12 protein-coding genes are annotated in these 15,580 nt (G+C 60.7%); 9 read left to right on the forward strand and 3 right to left on the reverse strand.

Features of this window, described 5'->3' with window-relative positions:
- Positions 1–609 precede the first annotated feature (609 nt).
- From AC4DF4_RS03670 to AC4DF4_RS03680, 3 genes are all read left to right on the forward strand, one after another.
- A complete protein-coding gene (locus AC4DF4_RS03670) occupies positions 610–816 on the forward strand; it encodes a hypothetical protein (protein WP_490046762.1) in 207 nt (68 codons plus the stop codon).
- Positions 803–1,033 (forward strand): hypothetical protein, encoded by a 231-nt coding sequence (locus AC4DF4_RS03675; protein ID WP_490046763.1) that lies wholly within the window; start codon positions 803–805, stop codon positions 1,031–1,033. The genes AC4DF4_RS03670 and AC4DF4_RS03675 overlap by 14 nt, the downstream gene beginning before the upstream one ends.
- Before the next feature lie 75 nt (positions 1,034–1,108).
- Positions 1,109–1,222, forward strand: coding sequence for a type II toxin-antitoxin system VapC family toxin (locus AC4DF4_RS03680; RefSeq protein WP_490046764.1), 114 nt, complete (start codon positions 1,109–1,111; stop codon positions 1,220–1,222).
- Positions 1,223–1,411: 189 nt separating this feature from the next.
- Here the strand turns inward: AC4DF4_RS03680 and AC4DF4_RS03685 are convergent, their stop codons facing one another.
- Entirely contained in the window at positions 1,412–2,518 is a 1,107-nt protein-coding gene (locus tag AC4DF4_RS03685) for a hypothetical protein (RefSeq protein WP_490046765.1), read from the reverse strand.
- A gap of 412 nt (positions 2,519–2,930) precedes the next feature.
- Here AC4DF4_RS03685 and AC4DF4_RS03690 point away from each other — a divergent pair, with 412 nt between their 5' ends.
- From AC4DF4_RS03690 to leuS, 5 genes are all read left to right on the forward strand, one after another.
- The gene (locus AC4DF4_RS03690; protein WP_490046766.1) at positions 2,931–5,588 is read left to right on the forward strand and encodes a CHAT domain-containing protein; all 2,658 of its coding nucleotides are present in this window, start codon (positions 2,931–2,933) and stop codon (positions 5,586–5,588) included.
- A gap of 492 nt (positions 5,589–6,080) precedes the next feature.
- Positions 6,081–7,430: a S8 family serine peptidase gene (locus AC4DF4_RS03695; protein ID WP_490046767.1), complete on the forward strand. Its 1,350-nt coding sequence runs from the start codon at positions 6,081–6,083 to the stop codon at positions 7,428–7,430.
- 203 nt (positions 7,431–7,633) lie between these two features.
- Positions 7,634–8,548 carry a hypothetical protein gene (locus AC4DF4_RS03700; RefSeq protein WP_490046768.1) on the forward strand — a complete coding sequence of 305 codons (915 nt, stop codon included), beginning with the start codon at positions 7,634–7,636 and terminating at the stop codon, positions 8,546–8,548.
- Positions 8,549–8,642: 94 nt separating this feature from the next.
- Positions 8,643–9,167, forward strand: coding sequence for a hypothetical protein (locus AC4DF4_RS03705; protein WP_490046769.1), 525 nt, complete (start codon positions 8,643–8,645; stop codon positions 9,165–9,167).
- A gap of 62 nt (positions 9,168–9,229) precedes the next feature.
- On the forward strand, positions 9,230–11,818 hold the full coding sequence (leuS, locus tag AC4DF4_RS03710; protein WP_490046770.1) for a leucine--tRNA ligase: 2,589 nt from the start codon (positions 9,230–9,232) through the stop codon (positions 11,816–11,818).
- Positions 11,819–11,931: 113 nt separating this feature from the next.
- Here the strand turns inward: leuS and AC4DF4_RS03715 are convergent, their stop codons facing one another.
- Positions 11,932–12,813, reverse strand: a complete 882-nt coding sequence (locus tag AC4DF4_RS03715; RefSeq protein WP_490046771.1) for a phosphotransferase — start codon at positions 12,811–12,813, stop codon at positions 11,932–11,934.
- Entirely contained in the window at positions 12,810–14,699 is a 1,890-nt protein-coding gene (gene mnmG / locus AC4DF4_RS03720) for a tRNA uridine-5-carboxymethylaminomethyl(34) synthesis enzyme MnmG (RefSeq protein ID WP_490046772.1), read from the reverse strand. The genes AC4DF4_RS03715 and mnmG overlap by 4 nt, the downstream gene beginning before the upstream one ends.
- 174 nt (positions 14,700–14,873) lie before the next feature.
- On the opposite strand from mnmG, the gene AC4DF4_RS03725 reads away from it, so the two are divergent.
- Entirely contained in the window at positions 14,874–15,437 is a 564-nt protein-coding gene (locus AC4DF4_RS03725; protein WP_490046773.1) for a DUF6580 family putative transport protein, read from the forward strand.
- Positions 15,438–15,580 lie beyond the last annotated feature (143 nt).

Consider the following 15,580-nt stretch of genomic DNA (forward strand, 5'->3'; position numbering starts at 1 on the left):
GGGACGACGCATCAGCCCCACAAGGAAGGGCGATATCCGATCGCCCAGTCCATGAAACGCCAGCGAGATGAGCAGGGGCGCTTCCCATTGCCCATCCACCCGCCGCGGCAGCCCCACTTCCGCCGCCCCTTGGGCAGCGGCTCTCTTCATTTCCACCGTCAAGAAACGCCCCCACGCATCCAAGAAATCGACATTTACCTCGAAGAAACGCCCACACACATCCGAGAAATCGCCTCCGACATCCAAGAAACGACCTCGCGCAGTCAAGAAACGCCCCCCGCAGCCAAGAAATCCCCTCGCGTATCCGAGAAATGACCTCACGCACTCAAAAAACACCCACGCGCACCCAAGAAACGCCCGCCGCCGCCAAGAAACGACTCCGCACAACCGAAAAACAACCTCGCCCATCCAATCCGTAACAGAACGAATCCTAATAATCCACTCGCCCACAATTACTTGCAGATAATCCGCCCCATATCTGGAAGCCTTGCTCGTCAGTCGAGACTCTTTCGAGCTGCATCAGGGAGGAAAATACGCCATCGTCCGCGCTGTTGATTCCTGCAAAAAATCGATTTTCCTCCCTGAAATAGATGTGCTAGCTTCCCCGGCATGATCACCATGGAAGAGCGAGTGAAATCTTTGGAACAGGAAGTTGCGGGTATGAAAGCAATCCTCCATCGCTCCTCCTCAGTGAAAAATGACTGGGAAAGCTCCGTGGGCGCTTTTGAGAGCGACCCGCTTTTCAAGGAAGCCCTGCGTTTGGGCCGGGAGTATCGCGAAAGCCAACCCCCACCTGTCGATCGTGAAGGTGCTTGATACCAATCACCTCGCCGAGCTCGAGAAAAACTCCGCCGCCGGACGACTCTTGCGCACGCGCCTCACGAATCAACACGACCCCTTGGCAACGACCATCATCACCGTCGAGGAACACCTTCGCGGATGGCTGGCGCTGCTCAATCGCTCCAATGACCCGGACTGGCAAATCCCGGTCTATGCGCGACTGCAAAAGCAGGTCGATTTGTTCGCCCACTGATTGGTCCTTCCTTTCGATCAGGAAGCGGCAACATTACTCCGCCAATTTCAAAAGCACCGACTCCGCATCGGCACCATGGATCTGAAAATCGCCTGCATCGCCATCACCCACGATGCCACTCTCCTCACCCGCAATACCGTGGACTTCGCCCAAGTCCCCGGCTTGCGGTTTGAAAACTGGCTGGATTGAAAAATCCAATTCCTCCCCCTTCGATGTTCAATGTTGGGCGTTCAATACTCGATGTTCCCTCCCTCCTCGAAGACCTCTCGAAGGGGTCAGTCGAAGGGGTCCCGACTAACAAGCATTGACCGCTAAAGCGGGATTCGATCGTCCTGCCTTTTAGGCCAACATAAACAAGCCGCCGCGAAACGACCCGATTCAGCGTTTTGCGAGCGCTGTATTTCCGCCGCGCATGCCGAAAAACGACGACCGCTGGAGCAAGGATTTTGAATTGTCGTTCTGCGCCATCCGCTTGTCGGCGCGCTCGGTGGGGGAGGAATCCCTCTTCGCATCGCCGGTCGCGCTCATCGGCACGGTGTATTTCATCGTCTGCGGCGCGGCGTTCACCTTGGTGCCGTCCGGCCGCGTCAGTTTGGGAAGGGTCAGAGTCGCCTCGTTGACAGCCGGAGCCGCGTCACCTTCATCCGGCAACAAAACCGTCCCTTGTGGGTCGTATTTCCCTTCGAAAACCGCGTTTCCGACGATCACGCCGCTCGACTCGTTGGTAATCAGTCCTCCATCTCCCACTTCCAGGAAAATCCGGCCTTTTCCCACATTCAAACTCCCTTGATTGCTGATTTCACGGCCCGCCGCCACCTCGATCCGGCTGGCGCGCGTCTCGCCGAGGTGCAGGACAAATCCAAACCCGCTCTCCTCCTTGAGCCGCCGTTCCCCGGCGGCCGCCACGGAAATCTCCCTGCCGCCGCCGATCAAAACATCCTGCGAGGCCAGGATTTGCGCCGTGTCTCCCACGATCACGCGCTCGCCAGCGAGAACCACGTCCCCGCCGCTTGCTTCCACGCGACCATTGACCGTCAGAAAGCTGAAGCCGCCCTTGCCGCTCATTTTGTAGCCGTTTCCATCCGAGAAATCCGCCGCGTCCGAATTCAAGGTCGAGAGAGTCACGCCCTTCGCGATGATCGAGCCATTCACTTCCAAATCGGCGGTGGGTGAGAAAAAAGCGACGATTCCGTTCGAAGTCACCGCCCCGTCAATCAGGTGGGTCCGGCTCCCGCTGAGAAAGTTCACCACGGTCTTGCCGTCCGTGAAATGAAACACCATCTCGCTGCCGCTCTTGAGATCAAGCTGCTCCCAGTCGAGCACCGTGTCCTTCGTCAGCGTGAAAACCGTGCGGGTTCCCGTGGCGGTCGCTTCCGTCGTCCACGTCGCCGTGCCGGGCGTCGTCAAAACCGGATCCTTCGCATGAAGAATACCTGCCAGCGAACCAACAATGGCCACTCGAATGGGGATCGTAAAAAGTTTCATGGGGCGGAGGGACTGAAACCCCGATAATTAACCAATTCTGACTTTTTGGTATTACGGGATCGCGTAGCTCACCGCCGCGCCCCGGCGCAAAACAATTCAGGCCGAAATCCAGCCATTCCCCCCCGGGTTTGGCAGATTTCGGCCTGAAGATTGCAGGAACCTATCAGCACATCAAATCGTCTGGGAGGCGGCTGCCCCCCGGCGTCCGCCTCCCAGTCACAATGCATTCACCCGACCGTATCATCAGGGCCGATCCCACCCGCGCTCCCCCCGGAGCTTGGACTGGGCTTGTTTCGGCGACGGCGGTCAAGTTTGTCATCCCTACTCCAATCGCAGTTGAAATTAACGATTTCCAAAAATTGTGAAAAAACTTACATCTCAGGGAGACAGAGTTTCTCCCTTCCGATCCCGCATGCACCGCTCCTTGCATTTTTTCCGCCATCTCGCAGCGGTCGCCGCCCTTTCCTGGACTCCGGCGACCGCACTCGATCTGTCGCAACTCGATGCCGCGGAGGCGGAGCTCGAATCGTTGGTCGTCGACTGGCAAGCCGCGTGGAAACAAGGATCCGATCCAGCCAGCGCGCGGGAACTCGCCCTCAGCCTGCAAGCGCTCGGGATGGTCGAGCGCCAGGCCGGCAAGCCCGTGGAAGCGCTCGGGCACCTCACCACCGCCTGCGATCTGCTCGCCACCCACGCGCCGGAAATCCTGGCCGATGCCAACGAGGCGAAAGCCCTGACCCTCCAGGACCTCGGGCAACTCGCGGAATCGGAAACGCTCCTCCGCCAGATTCTCGCCAGCCGCCGCCAATCGGCCGCCGGCCCGAAACTCGCCGCGACGTTCGACCACCTCGCCCTGAATCTTCTCTATCAAGGCCGCTATCCGGAAGTCGCGCCGCTGCTCGATCAAGCCGAAGCCGCGACCGCCGCGGATGATTCCGAGTTCCGCGCGCGGATCGCCGCCCATCGCGGCCGCCTCTATCACACGCTCGGCAGCCACGCCCGCGCCGCCGCCATTTTTCAACAAGCCCTGGAACTTCCCTTCCAGGACCGCGAGCTGCGCCTCTCCCTGAAGAGCCAGCTCGCCCTCACTGGGTTGCGGCTGGGGAAGACCGCCCAAGCCCGCGAGGGCACCGAGGCCGTGGCCCGTGAAGCACGCGAATTGTTTGCTAACAACCGCTTCCAAGCCGTTCCTTATTTGAACAACCTCGGCGCCGTCGCCCTCTCCCAAGGCGAGCCGGAAGTCGCCAAATCCTCATTCCGGGAAGCCTTGGAAATGACCGAAGCCACCGTCGGCAGCGATCATCCCGGCCTCATCGGCCCACTGAACAATCTGGGCGTGGCCGAGCAGGCGCTTGGTGACTATCAGGCCGCCCGCTCCCACCTCGAACGCGCCGCCAGCCTCCAGTCCAAGCACCTGCCAGCCACCCATCTGCGCGTGGCCGAAACCGAGCGCAACCTCGCCCAAAACTCGATTCTATCAGGAGCGCCCGACTCCAAGGACCACATCGTGCGCGCCACCCGCATCGGCCTCGATCTGCTCGACCGCCTGATCCGCGAAGGCACCGAGAGCGAGCGCCTCAATTTCCTCGAACGCTTCGATCTCGTCTCGCTGCCCTGCGCCACCGGCGACGCCGAATTCATCGCCGACGTCCTCATCGCCACCAAAGCCCGCCTGCTAGACGCCATGCTCGCGGAAAGCGTCCCCGCCACCCGGCCGACCTGGCGCGACGTCCAAGCCGCGCTCCCGCCCGGCTCCGCCTTCATCGACACCTGCCGTTTCACCACCACCGCCATCCCGCAAAGCAAACGCTACGGCGCGATCGTGATCCTCCCTTCCGGTCCGCCAAAATGGGTTTTGCTAGGCACCGACGAAAGTCTGGAACGCTGGCTCGGCGCGCTCCACGACCGCCTCCGTTGGCGGTCCGCCCGGATGTCGGGAATCACCGCCGCCCCGCCACTCTTGAAAATCCGGGGAATTTTGCGAGCCCTCGAACGCGAGTTTTGGGAACCCCTCCAGCTCCCTCCCGGCACCGACCACCTCGCGTTCTCACCCGACAGCCGCCTCCATTTCCTGCCGCTTGCCGCCCTTCTCGACCGGGAAAACCGCCCGCTCAGCGCCCGCCAGCTCCAGCTCACCACCGTCACCAGCGGCCGCGATCTCATCCAGCAGGAACCCGCCGCTTCGCTTTCCAGAAATCCGTGGACCGTCCTAACCGTCTCGGATTTCCCGCAGCCGCCCCCCGTCAAAGACAACGACGATCCGCTCCTTTCGCTCCTCGCCGGTCTCGCGCCCATGCCCGGCACCCGCATCGAGGCGGAAAAACTCCGCCGGCTGGCTCCCCGCGGCTCGCGGTTTTTAAGCGGCCCTCAAGCGAGCGAAGCGAGCCTGCGCCAACTATCGACATCGCCGCCCGTCCTCCATCTCGGCTGCCACGCCTTCTTCCTCCACCGAGAGGAATCCCCGCTCGGCTTGCCGGTCGATTTCGACGAACACTCCGATCTCCTTTTCGCTGGCGGCCTCGTCCTCTATCGCGGCGCCCAGCGCAACCCCGACAGCCCGCGGCTGGCGGATGACGACGACCTCTTGCTCCCGTCGGAAATCGCCCGGCTCCCGCTCCATCAGACCCGGCTGGTCACCCTTTCCTCCTGCGAGTCCGGCGCGGGCACGCCTGTCTCCGGCGAAGGCCTGCTAGGCCTCCGCCGGGCTTTTTCACTCGCCGGCGCGCGGGAGGTCGTCGTCGCCTTGTGGCCGGTCCCGGACGAGTCAACTCCCGGATTCATGGAGCGGTTCTACCAGCTCGCGCTCCGCTCCGACCGCCCCGCCCAGGCGCTCTGGCAGACCCAGGGCGAATTTCTATCCGCCGCCGCCACCGAGGACGAGTTCGAACTCGCCGTCCTCGGCGACGCCCCCTTCGTCCTCAGCCAGAATTCCGCGCTCACCGCCGGCCCGGCCATCTTGGCTTCCCCTCCATCCGCGAGTTCCCGGAACCGCTGGTTCATCGCCCTCACCGGGGTCCCGCTTCTCCTGTTCCTCATCAGCCGGGTGCTGGCGAAAAAGAGGGTTTTGTAAAAATACCCCGGATAGGCCTGATTTCGTAAAGCCTTGGACTATTAAGGGGTTCCAAATAAGCGGCGATCACGGCCGGCGGAACGACCTGAAAAAATCAGGCCGTAAAATGCGGTTGATCTCCGGATTCGGCATGGATGGATTTTGGACTCTCTCGGATGACCCAAGGGCTTACTCGCTCATTCTGAGTGATGCGCGGCGATTATTGAACGGATTTTCAGGCGGTTTGTCTTAATTTAGGACGTTTCTAAAATATTTGCTCCAAAAGCCGGCGGCGGACGCCGAACTAAACTGCAAATTCGCACCACGTCCCAGATGAACGACTCATGAATTTTCCGGCATATTTTACTGCGCGATCGCGTAGGGCAGGCAAATTTCCCGCGTGTCATTTTTCCTAAAAATGAACCCCCTGACCCAAAGGTTCCTGGCGCTGATTTTCAGCGGTCAGGCAGCAGTTGCTTTCCCGGCCGGTGCCGAGGAAATCGTCCTGACGGCGTGAACGCGGATGCAGAGTGGGCGTTGAGCCGTATCGGCGGGGAATTTTCCGGTACTGCCGTCAATTCGTATTCTTACCCGGACACCACTGTGCCGGTCCGGCTTTACCTGGTCGATACAGCGGTCGCGAATCCAGCCAGTTTCGTCGCGGCCAATCCCAAGCTGACCTTCGAAGGTCCGATTCTCGTCCGTGGCAACAACGATCCCACAGTTTCCAAACCTCGTGCGCATGGCACGCAGATGCTTTCGCTCATCACCGGAGTCGAGACTGGAATCGCCCCCGGCACTCCGATTCATGTCGTTAACTACGACATTTACCCTAACGCCACCACCACCAACTCCCTCCTCAGTTCGGCGATCAGCAAGGCGATCGCACACCACAAAAATCCCAATACACCCAAGATGCGGGCGGCCATTTGCATCGCCACTTCATCCACCGAGTCGGCGTCAAGCTACATGATAGGAGTGAACATTGATGCGGCACTTGCAGCAGGAATCCCGGTGATCCTTTCCGCCGGAAATCTTGGCCAAGACGCGGCGACCATCGTTCCCTCATCAAACGGCACCAAGGACGGCGTCATCTGCGTCGGTGCCTCGAATACAGCCGATTTGAAGCTCGGCATCTCAAATTTCGGTGCCCCCGTCGATATCCTCGCTCCGGGCGACGGTGTCCGGACCCGCAGCCAGAGCGCGACGTCCGCCTTCGTGGCGATGACTGGCACCAGCGCGTCCGCCGCTCTCGTCGCAGGCAGCGTGCTTGCGGAACTTTCCATCAACGGCTCACTCACTCCGGCTCAAGTCGAAGGCGCGATCAAGGCCTCCGCCGTCATTCCCACCAGTGGGCCGGGATTGCTCCGCACGACCTACGCCTCCATGGTCACCATCATCAATCCTGACGGTCCGATCATTCCCTCCACCAGTCCGCTGCTGCTCGCCGGCACGGCATCACTTGGCCAATCTCAACCCATCTCGAAGGCTTCAGTCGAAAACAACAGTGCAATCACCCCATCCCAAGACTCGGATTCCGACGGAATTCCAGACATGATTGAAATCTTCCACAGCGGTAACAGCGACAAAATCCCCGCCCCGGCAGTCCTGAGTCTCACCGCCGACCAGAAGATCCAGTTTAAATTCCCGATCGCCTTCGACCTCTTCAGATCCGCTAATCCGTTCGCGCTGGTCAATGGCTACAGGTGGAGTATCCGTTGCACCTCGGATTTCAAGAACTGGGAGATTCCCGTCGGCAGCCTGTCGAAAACCACTGACGCAATGGGTCAGATCTGGCTCACCGCCACCTTCCCCGCGAGCCAGCCCGCCTGCTTCGCCACCATCGAGATCACCGCGCCGTAACTCCGCCCGGTCGTTTCCAAATCCAGCGTTGCCCGCTCACGCCGCTCACCTTCCCGGGTCGAGCGGCGAATTCATTTCCAGAGCGAAAAGCCCCGGACGCGTGTGGTCAGAATTCTCAAGAAATCAAGCGACGTTAACCAAGTTCCTTGCAAGCGACACCTTTTTTGGATTATGTGCCGTCGCGATCATTTGACGCGCCGCCCATGCAACAAGAACAACTTCAGCGCTGCTGGAAAGCCTGCTGGCATCGCGCCCGCCGCCCGATCGAAGGGATTCTTGTTTCCGAAGACCAAGCCACAATCCTTGCGGACCGGGCGATTCGCAACGTTTCGCTCGATTATGAGGAATTCCCGACCGAGGCGGAATTCACCGCCCGCGCCCTCGAAGAAACCGCGGAAGCCACCCGCCAACTCGTCGCCTTGCAACGGCGGGAGCGCTCGGATCACCAACTTCATCACGACCCCGCAGACCGCCGCTACGAGCAGAATCTCAACTTGGACCGGCTCCAGCGCCGCGATCCCGACAAAGGCTTCTGCGATTCCGAGTGGAACCACCTGCCCGCGATTTTACGCCCGCTGGCCCTGGCCACCCTCACCCGCAAAGGAATCAAAGGCCCGGATGCCGACGATGTTTTCAGCGACACCCTCGTGGAACTGGTTCGCGAGCGCGAAGGCAGCGGCAGGTCGCCCATCCTCGATCCCACCGTCTTCGAAGAGCTCATCCCGCTCCACGCCCGGATCGTCGGCTTCCGCTCCATCGACTGGTATCGCCGCCGCGGCGCGCTTAAAAACCAGCCGAATACCGGCGAGAGCCTGAACGCGCTGACGGACAGCCCCGAGCACGCGATGCAGTTTGAAGATCCCTCGGCGGATCCGCGGAGCAACACCTTCGAGCGCATTTACAAAGAGTGCCGGGAAGCGCTCACCGCCGCCGAGTGGGAGCTGGTTTTCATCCTTTTCGTCACCCAGTCCGCCACCATCCAGGACCTCATCGGCGACGACGCGTTTTGCGCCAAGTTCGGGATCAAGGCCGGCGTCTCCGGCTCCACCCGGCGGCGGGTTCTCAGCGAACTGGTCGAGGCCGCTTTGGAAAAACTTAGGAAAAACTTAATAAATTGAAAATCGCCCCCGGACTGGTGCGATTGAAGAAGTATCCATGAATCATAAGCTTCGAAAAAACCTAGAACCCACCAGAGACCTTCTGGCCGGAAGCTTGCAACTTCATGCCTCCGAGCAAGCTCCGGCACTTCCCGGTGATTTGCTCGACGACCTTGCCAGCCGTTTCAGCACCACCCCAGCGACGGCGGCCCCGGTTCGGCAGCGCTCGTGGCTCGCCAAGGTCCAATCCTTCATCGCCCGCCCCGCCTTCGGCATGGCGGCCCTCGCGCTCGTCATCTTGGGAATTTCCGTTCCTCGCATGATCGATTCCACCCGTCCGACCGGCGGCTTCCGCGGCTCGATTTCGCCCACGGCGGAAGCCCACAACATCCGCATCATTCTCATTCAATCGCCAGCGGGATTCCAGCAAGCCCTGGCAAATGTCGGTGATTTCGAAAGCAGCATGATTTCCTCAGCCACGAGCAGCGACAGCATCACGGGACCGAGAATCCTCGTGGATTTCGCGACTTCCACGATCACCGCGCTGAATGCGTCCGACGAGCAAATCCACACCGCGCCCCTGCCCAAGGACGCCGAGGAAATCTCGGCGGCCATCGCCACGGCGGTCAGCCGTTTGTGAGCGAAAGGGTTTTTCTTTCCAATCAGGCAGCCGGGTTGCACATTTCGCGCCCTTTGCCGATCATGTCAGAACGTAAACCATTCCCCTTCCGCGATTTCGAGCCCCAATGGCAAGCCCGCTGGGAAACCGAGAAAACTTTCCGCACCCCCGGCCCGGGCGATGCGGATTTCGATGCCTCGAAGCCGAAATACTACGTGCTCGACATGTTTCCCTACCCGAGCGGCGCGGGTCTCCATGTCGGCCATCCGGAAGGCTACACCGCTACCGACATCATCGGCCGCTTCAAGCGGATGACCGGGCATAATGTCTTGCACCCAATGGGTTATGACTCGTTCGGCCTGCCCGCCGAGCAATACGCGATCAAGACCGGCCAGCATCCGGCGATCACCACCGCCGCGAATATTGAGAACTTCCGGCGGCAGTTGAAGTCGCTGGGTTTCGCCTACGACTGGGACCGGGAAATCGCCACCACCGACCCGGAATACGTCCGCTGGACGCAGTGGATTTTCCTCCAGCTTTACGGTTCGCATTTCTGCGAGGTGGAAAACAAGGCCAAGCCGGTCACCGAACTTGAAGCGAAAGGCTGGACCCGCGACCAGATCGACGACGTCCGCCTCGCCTTCGTCGCCAACACGCCCGTCTGGTGGTCGCCCGACCTCGGCACCGTGCTCGCTAACGAAGAAGTCGAAGAGTGGAAATCCAAAGGCCACACCGTCGAGCGCCGCCCACTCCGCCAGTGGATGCTGCGGATCACGAAATATTCCCAGCGACTCATCGACGAACTCGACACGCTCGACTGGCCGGAAGGCATCAAACTGCTCCAGAAAAACTGGATCGGCCGCAGCGAAGGCGCTTCGGTGAAATTTGAAATTTCAGATCTCAAATTTGAGATTGAGGTCTTCACCACCCGCCCGGACACCCTTTTCGGCGCGACCTACATGGTCATCGCCCCCGAACACCCGCTCGTCCCGGAAATCACCACCGCTGGACAAAAAGCCGCCGTCGAAGCCTATCAAAAAGCCTGCTCCTCCAAGTCCGACATGGACCGCGGCGACCTCAACAAGGACAAGTCCGGCGTCTTCACCGGTGCCTTCGCGACTAATCCGGTGAACGGCGAGCCAATCCCCGTCTGGATCGCCGACTACGTGATGATGGGCTACGGCACCGGCGCGATCATGGCCGTGCCCGCGCACGACGAGCGGGACTGGGAATTCGCGAAACGCTTCGATTTGCCGATCGTCCAAGTTGTAGCGGCGGTCTGTGACCGTCTGGCGTCAAGCGAGGAAACCAGCGACAGACCGCCGCTACAGTCCGCTTTCACCGAAACCGGCACCGCCATCAATTCCGGCTTCCTCGACGGCCTCCCCACCGCCGCGGCCAAGGCGAAGATGATCGATTGGCTGGAGGAAAAAGCCATCGGCCAGCGCCGCATCCAGTTCAAGCTCCGCGACTGGCTGTTCTCCCGCCAGCGCTACTGGGGCGAGCCGTTCCCGATCGTTTGGAAAGACGGCCACCACCATGCGATTTCCGAAAGCGAGCTACCGCTGCTCGCGCCGCCACTCGACGATTACAAACCGAGCGGTACTCCGGAGCCGATCCTCACCAAAGCCACCGATTGGGTTCACCTCCCGGACGGCTCCGTCCGCGAAACTAACACCATGCCGCAATGGGCCGGCTCGTGCTGGTATTATCTCCGCTACTGCGACCCGAAAAACACCGGACGCTTCATTTCCCGCGAGGCGGAAAACTATTGGACCAGCGACAAGCCGGGCATGGTCGATCTCTACGTCGGCGGCACCGAGCACGCCGTCCTCCACCTGCTTTACGCCCGGTTCTGGCACAAGCTCTTGTTCGACCTCGGCCACGTCCGCACGCCGGAGCCATTTCAAAAACTCGTCAACCAAGGCCTCATCCTCGGCGAAGACGGCCAGAAAATGTCCAAGTCGCGCGGCAACGTGGTCAACCCGGACGACGTCGTTTCCGAATACGGCGCCGACGCACTGCGCCTCTACGAAATGTTCATGGGCCCACTCGAACAAGTGAAGCCGTGGCAGATGAAAGGTGTCGAAGGCGTCTCCCGCTTCCTCGCCCGCGTCTGGCGCGTCGCGTTCGAAGAGCAGGAAACCGAATGGAAACTCTCGTCGAAAGTCCAAGATGTGCCGTGCACCGATAAGACGCTGCTCCGCGTCGTCCACGAAACGATCAAGAAAGTCGGCGAGGACATCGAGAAACTCAGTTTCAACACCGCCATCTCACAGATGATGATTTGCACCAATGCTTTCACCCAAGCGGACGTCGTGCCATTGGAAGAGTTCACCCAGCTGCTCACCGTCCTCAATCCCTTCGCCCCGCACCTCACCGAGGAAATCCACGCCCGCATGGCGGCGATCACCGGTCGCCGCGCTTCTCTTCTCTCCGAAACTCCCTGGCCGTCCTTCGATCCGGAAGCCCTCATCCGCAACGAAATCGAACTCGTCGTCCAAGTAAACGGCAAGCTCCGCGACCGTTTCATGATCTCCAAGGACGCCGACGAAGAAGCCGCCAAAACCGCCGCCTTCGCCAGCGCCAAAGTCGCCGAGCACCTCGAAGGCAAGACCGTCCGCAAAGTCATTTTCATCCCCGGCAAGATCTTCAACATCGTCGCGAACTGAGAGAGCATGCGCCACGAAGGCGCTGATCAGTTGATCTCCCAATCGATTGATTTTAAAAAGCTTACAAGCTTTCATCACGTCTTCCGGATTCACCTGAATCCCGGCGGCCACGGTCAATTTGCCACGTTTTCCAGCCAGTCGAGGCGTCGTTGGAGCTTGAATTGCCGCTCGGGGGACGGGTCGGGGTAGAGCACGGGATACCACGCGCTCATCACCGCAGCGCGGGCGATGAGACTGTGATGGAGTGCAGTCAGGTCGATCTGGCCACCGGCTTGGTGATAGGCTTCCAGGATCTGGTCGGCGGTTGAATGATCTTCGTCGAGGATGCGGGCGTTCCAGATGATGGAGGCGAGGTCCCACTCGACGGGGCCGAGAAAGGTATCCTCCCAATCCGTCCACAACAGGCCGAGCGTGGTGTTCATCAGGTTGCCGGGATGGGCGTCACCGTGAAGCGGTTGGAGCGGAAAGGTGCCGAGCACGGTTATCGAGCAGATGAGATGCTTTTCCAGCAACCGCAGCGTGGACGGAGGGAAAAGCCCGCGTTGCTGGAGGGTTTCCAGCAACGCCAGGCTCTCGATGAGGATGGCGAGTTTTGGAAGCTGCCCGGTAAAGGATCGCAGGAGTGCGTGACAGTGATGGAACGCTTTTCCGATGGCCGCAGGATCTGCCTCGGCGTCGATGGCGGTGACGTATTGCCAGAAGTTGAGCGTGTAGCCCAGATGCTCGTGTGGACCGGGCGGAATTCCCGGATGAAGGGGGATGACCGGTGCTCCGTGACTCGCAAGGTGCTGGGCGACAGCGTTTTCACGCGCAAACCACTCGCCGCCCTGGCGCGGGCCATCGAGATCGGTCACTACACGGGCGACGAGCGTTTCCGAGAGCCGGAGAACGAGGGTGCTGCCATTTTGCAGGATTTCACAGCGGTCCGGAACAATCCCGTGGGCGGCGGCAGTCTCCTTGGCGGCGCGGATGGGAAGATCGATCCGGGGGGTCATGCTTCCTCAGCAGTGGCAGTGATTTCCTCGCGGCCGAGCTTTTCCAGCCAGACCAGCAGCATCGCAAGGTCCGCAGGGGTAATGCCCGGAATGCGCCCTGCCTGGCCGAGGGTGGCGGGGCGGATCTCGGTAAAACGGACTTGAGCTTCCTTTTTCAAGCCGTGGATGGTGGAATAATCGAGGTCTTCGGGAAGGCGTTTTCCTTCCTGCCGCGACATGCGGTCGATCTGGGTTTGCTGGCGGCCGAGGTGGCCTTCGTATTTGAAATTCGTCTCAATCAAGGGCCAGAGATCGGTCTGGAACTCCGCGAGCAACGATTCGGGCAAGGTTTCCCATGAGTTTTCGCTGCGGCGGAACCATTGGTCGAGCTTGACGCCTTCGTGCACCGCCTGGCGCATGAAAGACTCGGCTTTCTCCAAGCCCACGAGTTTTTCCTGAACCCGGCGGACTCGTTCCCCACTCGCCAGACCAATCGCGGCGGCCTTCGGGGTGAGCCGGATGTCGGCGTTGTCCTGGCGCAGCAGCAGGCGGTATTCGGCCCGGCTGGTGAACATCCGGTAAGGCTCGGTGCAGCCGCGGGTGACCAGGTCATCGACCATCACGCCGAGATAAGCTTCATCGCGGCCGAGCATGAACTCGGGTTTTCCGAGCGCCTTGAGGGCGGCGTTCGCTCCGGCGATAAGCCCCTGCCCTGCCGCTTCCTCGTAGCCGGAGGTGCCGTTGATCTGGCCTGCGAAATAGAGGCCCTCGACCCGCTTCGTTTCCAAAGTCGGCCGCAGCTGGGTGGGCGGGCAGTAGTCATACTCGACCGCGTAGCCGGGACGGAGAATCTCGCATTTCTCCAAGCCGACGATGGTGCGCAGGAATTCCAGCTGCACCTCGTAGGGCAGCGAGGTGGAAACGCCATTCACGTAGTATTCCAGCGTGTGGCGACCTTCCGGTTCGAGAAACACTTGATGCCGCTCCTTTTCCGCGAAACGCACGACCTTATCCTCGATCGACGGGCAATAGCGCGGGCCAACCCCCTCGATCACCCCGCAATACATCGGCGACTGGTGGAGATTTGCGGCGATCACCGCGTGAGTGGCGGGGTTCGTGTAGGTGATCCAGCAGGGCATTTGTTCCACGTGGAACAGCCGGTCGCCCCACGGGTTGAGCGTGAAGATGTCGTCGTTGCCCTTTTGCAGGGTGTCCGCCATGAAGCTGAACTTCGGCACGGGTGTATCGCCTTCCTGGCGCTCGCAGCGGGAGAAATCGATGGAGCGGCCATTCAACCGGCAAGGCGTGCCCGTCTTGAAACGTTCGACCTCGAAGCCGAGGCGCTTGAGGGCCTCGGAAACATTGGACGTCGCGTCCCCCATCCGTCCGCCCTTTTCGTTCTTCAAGCCGACGTGCATCAGCCCGCCCATGAAAGTCCCGGCGCTGAGGATCACCGATTTTCCGGAGATCTGCATCCCGAGTGAAGTCGCGACTCCGGTGATCCGGTCATTTTCCACCAGAAGGTCGGCCACGTTGCCTTGGTGGATTTCCACCCCGGGCATCGCCTCGAGCTCGCGCTTCATCCGGAATTGGTAGGCTTTCTTGTCGCATTGGGCGCGGGGTGCCCTCACCGACGGGCCTTTCGAGGCATTCAACATCCGCCACTGGATTCCGGTGGCGTCGGTGTTCAATCCCATGATTCCACCGAGCGCGTCGATCTCGCGAACCATGTGGCCCTTGGCGAGCCCGCCGATCGCCGGGTTGCACGACATCTGGCCGATGGTGTCCAGATTCTGGGTGAGCACGGCCACTTCCGCGCCCAGCCGGGCGGCGGCCATCGCGGCTTCGACGCCGGCATGGCCGGCACCAATCACAATCACATCGTAGCACTTGGGGTATCGAAACATCGCGGGACGCGCAACATAGTGCTTCCCCGCCTAGGCTCAAGCTCGGAAACAGCGGCGTTCCACGTGGAACAATTTCACTCGGGGTCGCCCGACATCACGGGAATGAAAAAACCTCATCCAAACCAAGATTTTGGTCTAGCCGCGCTCCGAAAAATCCACAATTCTTCGACCGTCATGCACCGCTATCTCCCGCTCTGCCTTATCGTCGGACTCATCATCGCGTTTCGTGTGCTGGGGAGCGTGCTTCCCGAGTCCCAACCGAATTTCCAACCGCTCGCCGCGTTGTTTTTCTGCGGTGCCCTGCTCGCCCCCGGTTGGCGCGGGTTTGCCATTCCGCTCGGCGTCTGGGCGGTGACTTTCCCGCTCGGCGTCGGCCACACCGCCAATCCGCTCGATTTCGCGAGCACCAGCCTCGCCCTGCTCGCCATTTTCTTCATTGGCAAGGCACTCGCCAACCGGAGCCTCCCCACGCTCCTTCTCGGCTCCGCAGCCTCCTCTCTCGCCTTCCACCTCATCACCTGCGGTGCCGCTTGGATCACCGACCCTCTCTACGCCAAGAATCTTGAAGGCCTCTACCAATCCGTCTGGGCCGGCCCGCTCGGCAGCCAAATCCCCTCCTGGGTTTTCCTGCGGAACCTGACCGCCGCCAACCTGCTATTCACCGCCATCTTTGCTGTCGCCCAAGTCCGGCTTCCTAAATTCTCCGTTCCGGTGCGCGACGTTCTTGCCACCAAGTAAGCGATCAGCCTTCTTTCCATTTCTCAAGCCACCATGACCAGCGCCAGTCCTACCAAACTCGATTTCGCCAACTCGCCCATCAACCAAGCGCTCACGACCGAGCGGAAAATCGAGCTCTTCTCGCAAATGGTTCGGATCCGCAG

The sequence above is a fragment of the Luteolibacter sp. genome, assembly GCF_058122085.1.

Bases quoted from the DNA above. Each gene is read 5' to 3' on its own strand.
- AC4DF4_RS03670 (WP_490046762.1), top strand. From the start codon at position 610: ATGATCACCATGGAAGAGCGAGTGAAATCTTTGGAACAGGAAGTTGCG.
- AC4DF4_RS03680 (WP_490046764.1), top strand. From the start codon at position 1,109: ATGGATCTGAAAATCGCCTGCATCGCCATCACCCACGATGCCACTCTC.
- AC4DF4_RS03685 (WP_490046765.1), bottom strand. From the start codon at position 2,518: ATGAAACTTTTTACGATCCCCATTCGAGTGGCCATTGTTGGTTCGCTG.
- AC4DF4_RS03690 (WP_490046766.1), top strand. From the start codon at position 2,931: ATGCACCGCTCCTTGCATTTTTTCCGCCATCTCGCAGCGGTCGCCGCC.
- AC4DF4_RS03700 (WP_490046768.1), top strand. From the start codon at position 7,634: ATGCAACAAGAACAACTTCAGCGCTGCTGGAAAGCCTGCTGGCATCGC.
- leuS (WP_490046770.1), top strand. From the start codon at position 9,230: ATGTCAGAACGTAAACCATTCCCCTTCCGCGATTTCGAGCCCCAATGG.
- AC4DF4_RS03715 (WP_490046771.1), bottom strand. From the start codon at position 12,813: ATGACCCCCCGGATCGATCTTCCCATCCGCGCCGCCAAGGAGACTGCC.
- mnmG (WP_490046772.1), bottom strand. From the start codon at position 14,699: ATGTTTCGATACCCCAAGTGCTACGATGTGATTGTGATTGGTGCCGGC.
- AC4DF4_RS03725 (WP_490046773.1), top strand. From the start codon at position 14,874: ATGCACCGCTATCTCCCGCTCTGCCTTATCGTCGGACTCATCATCGCG.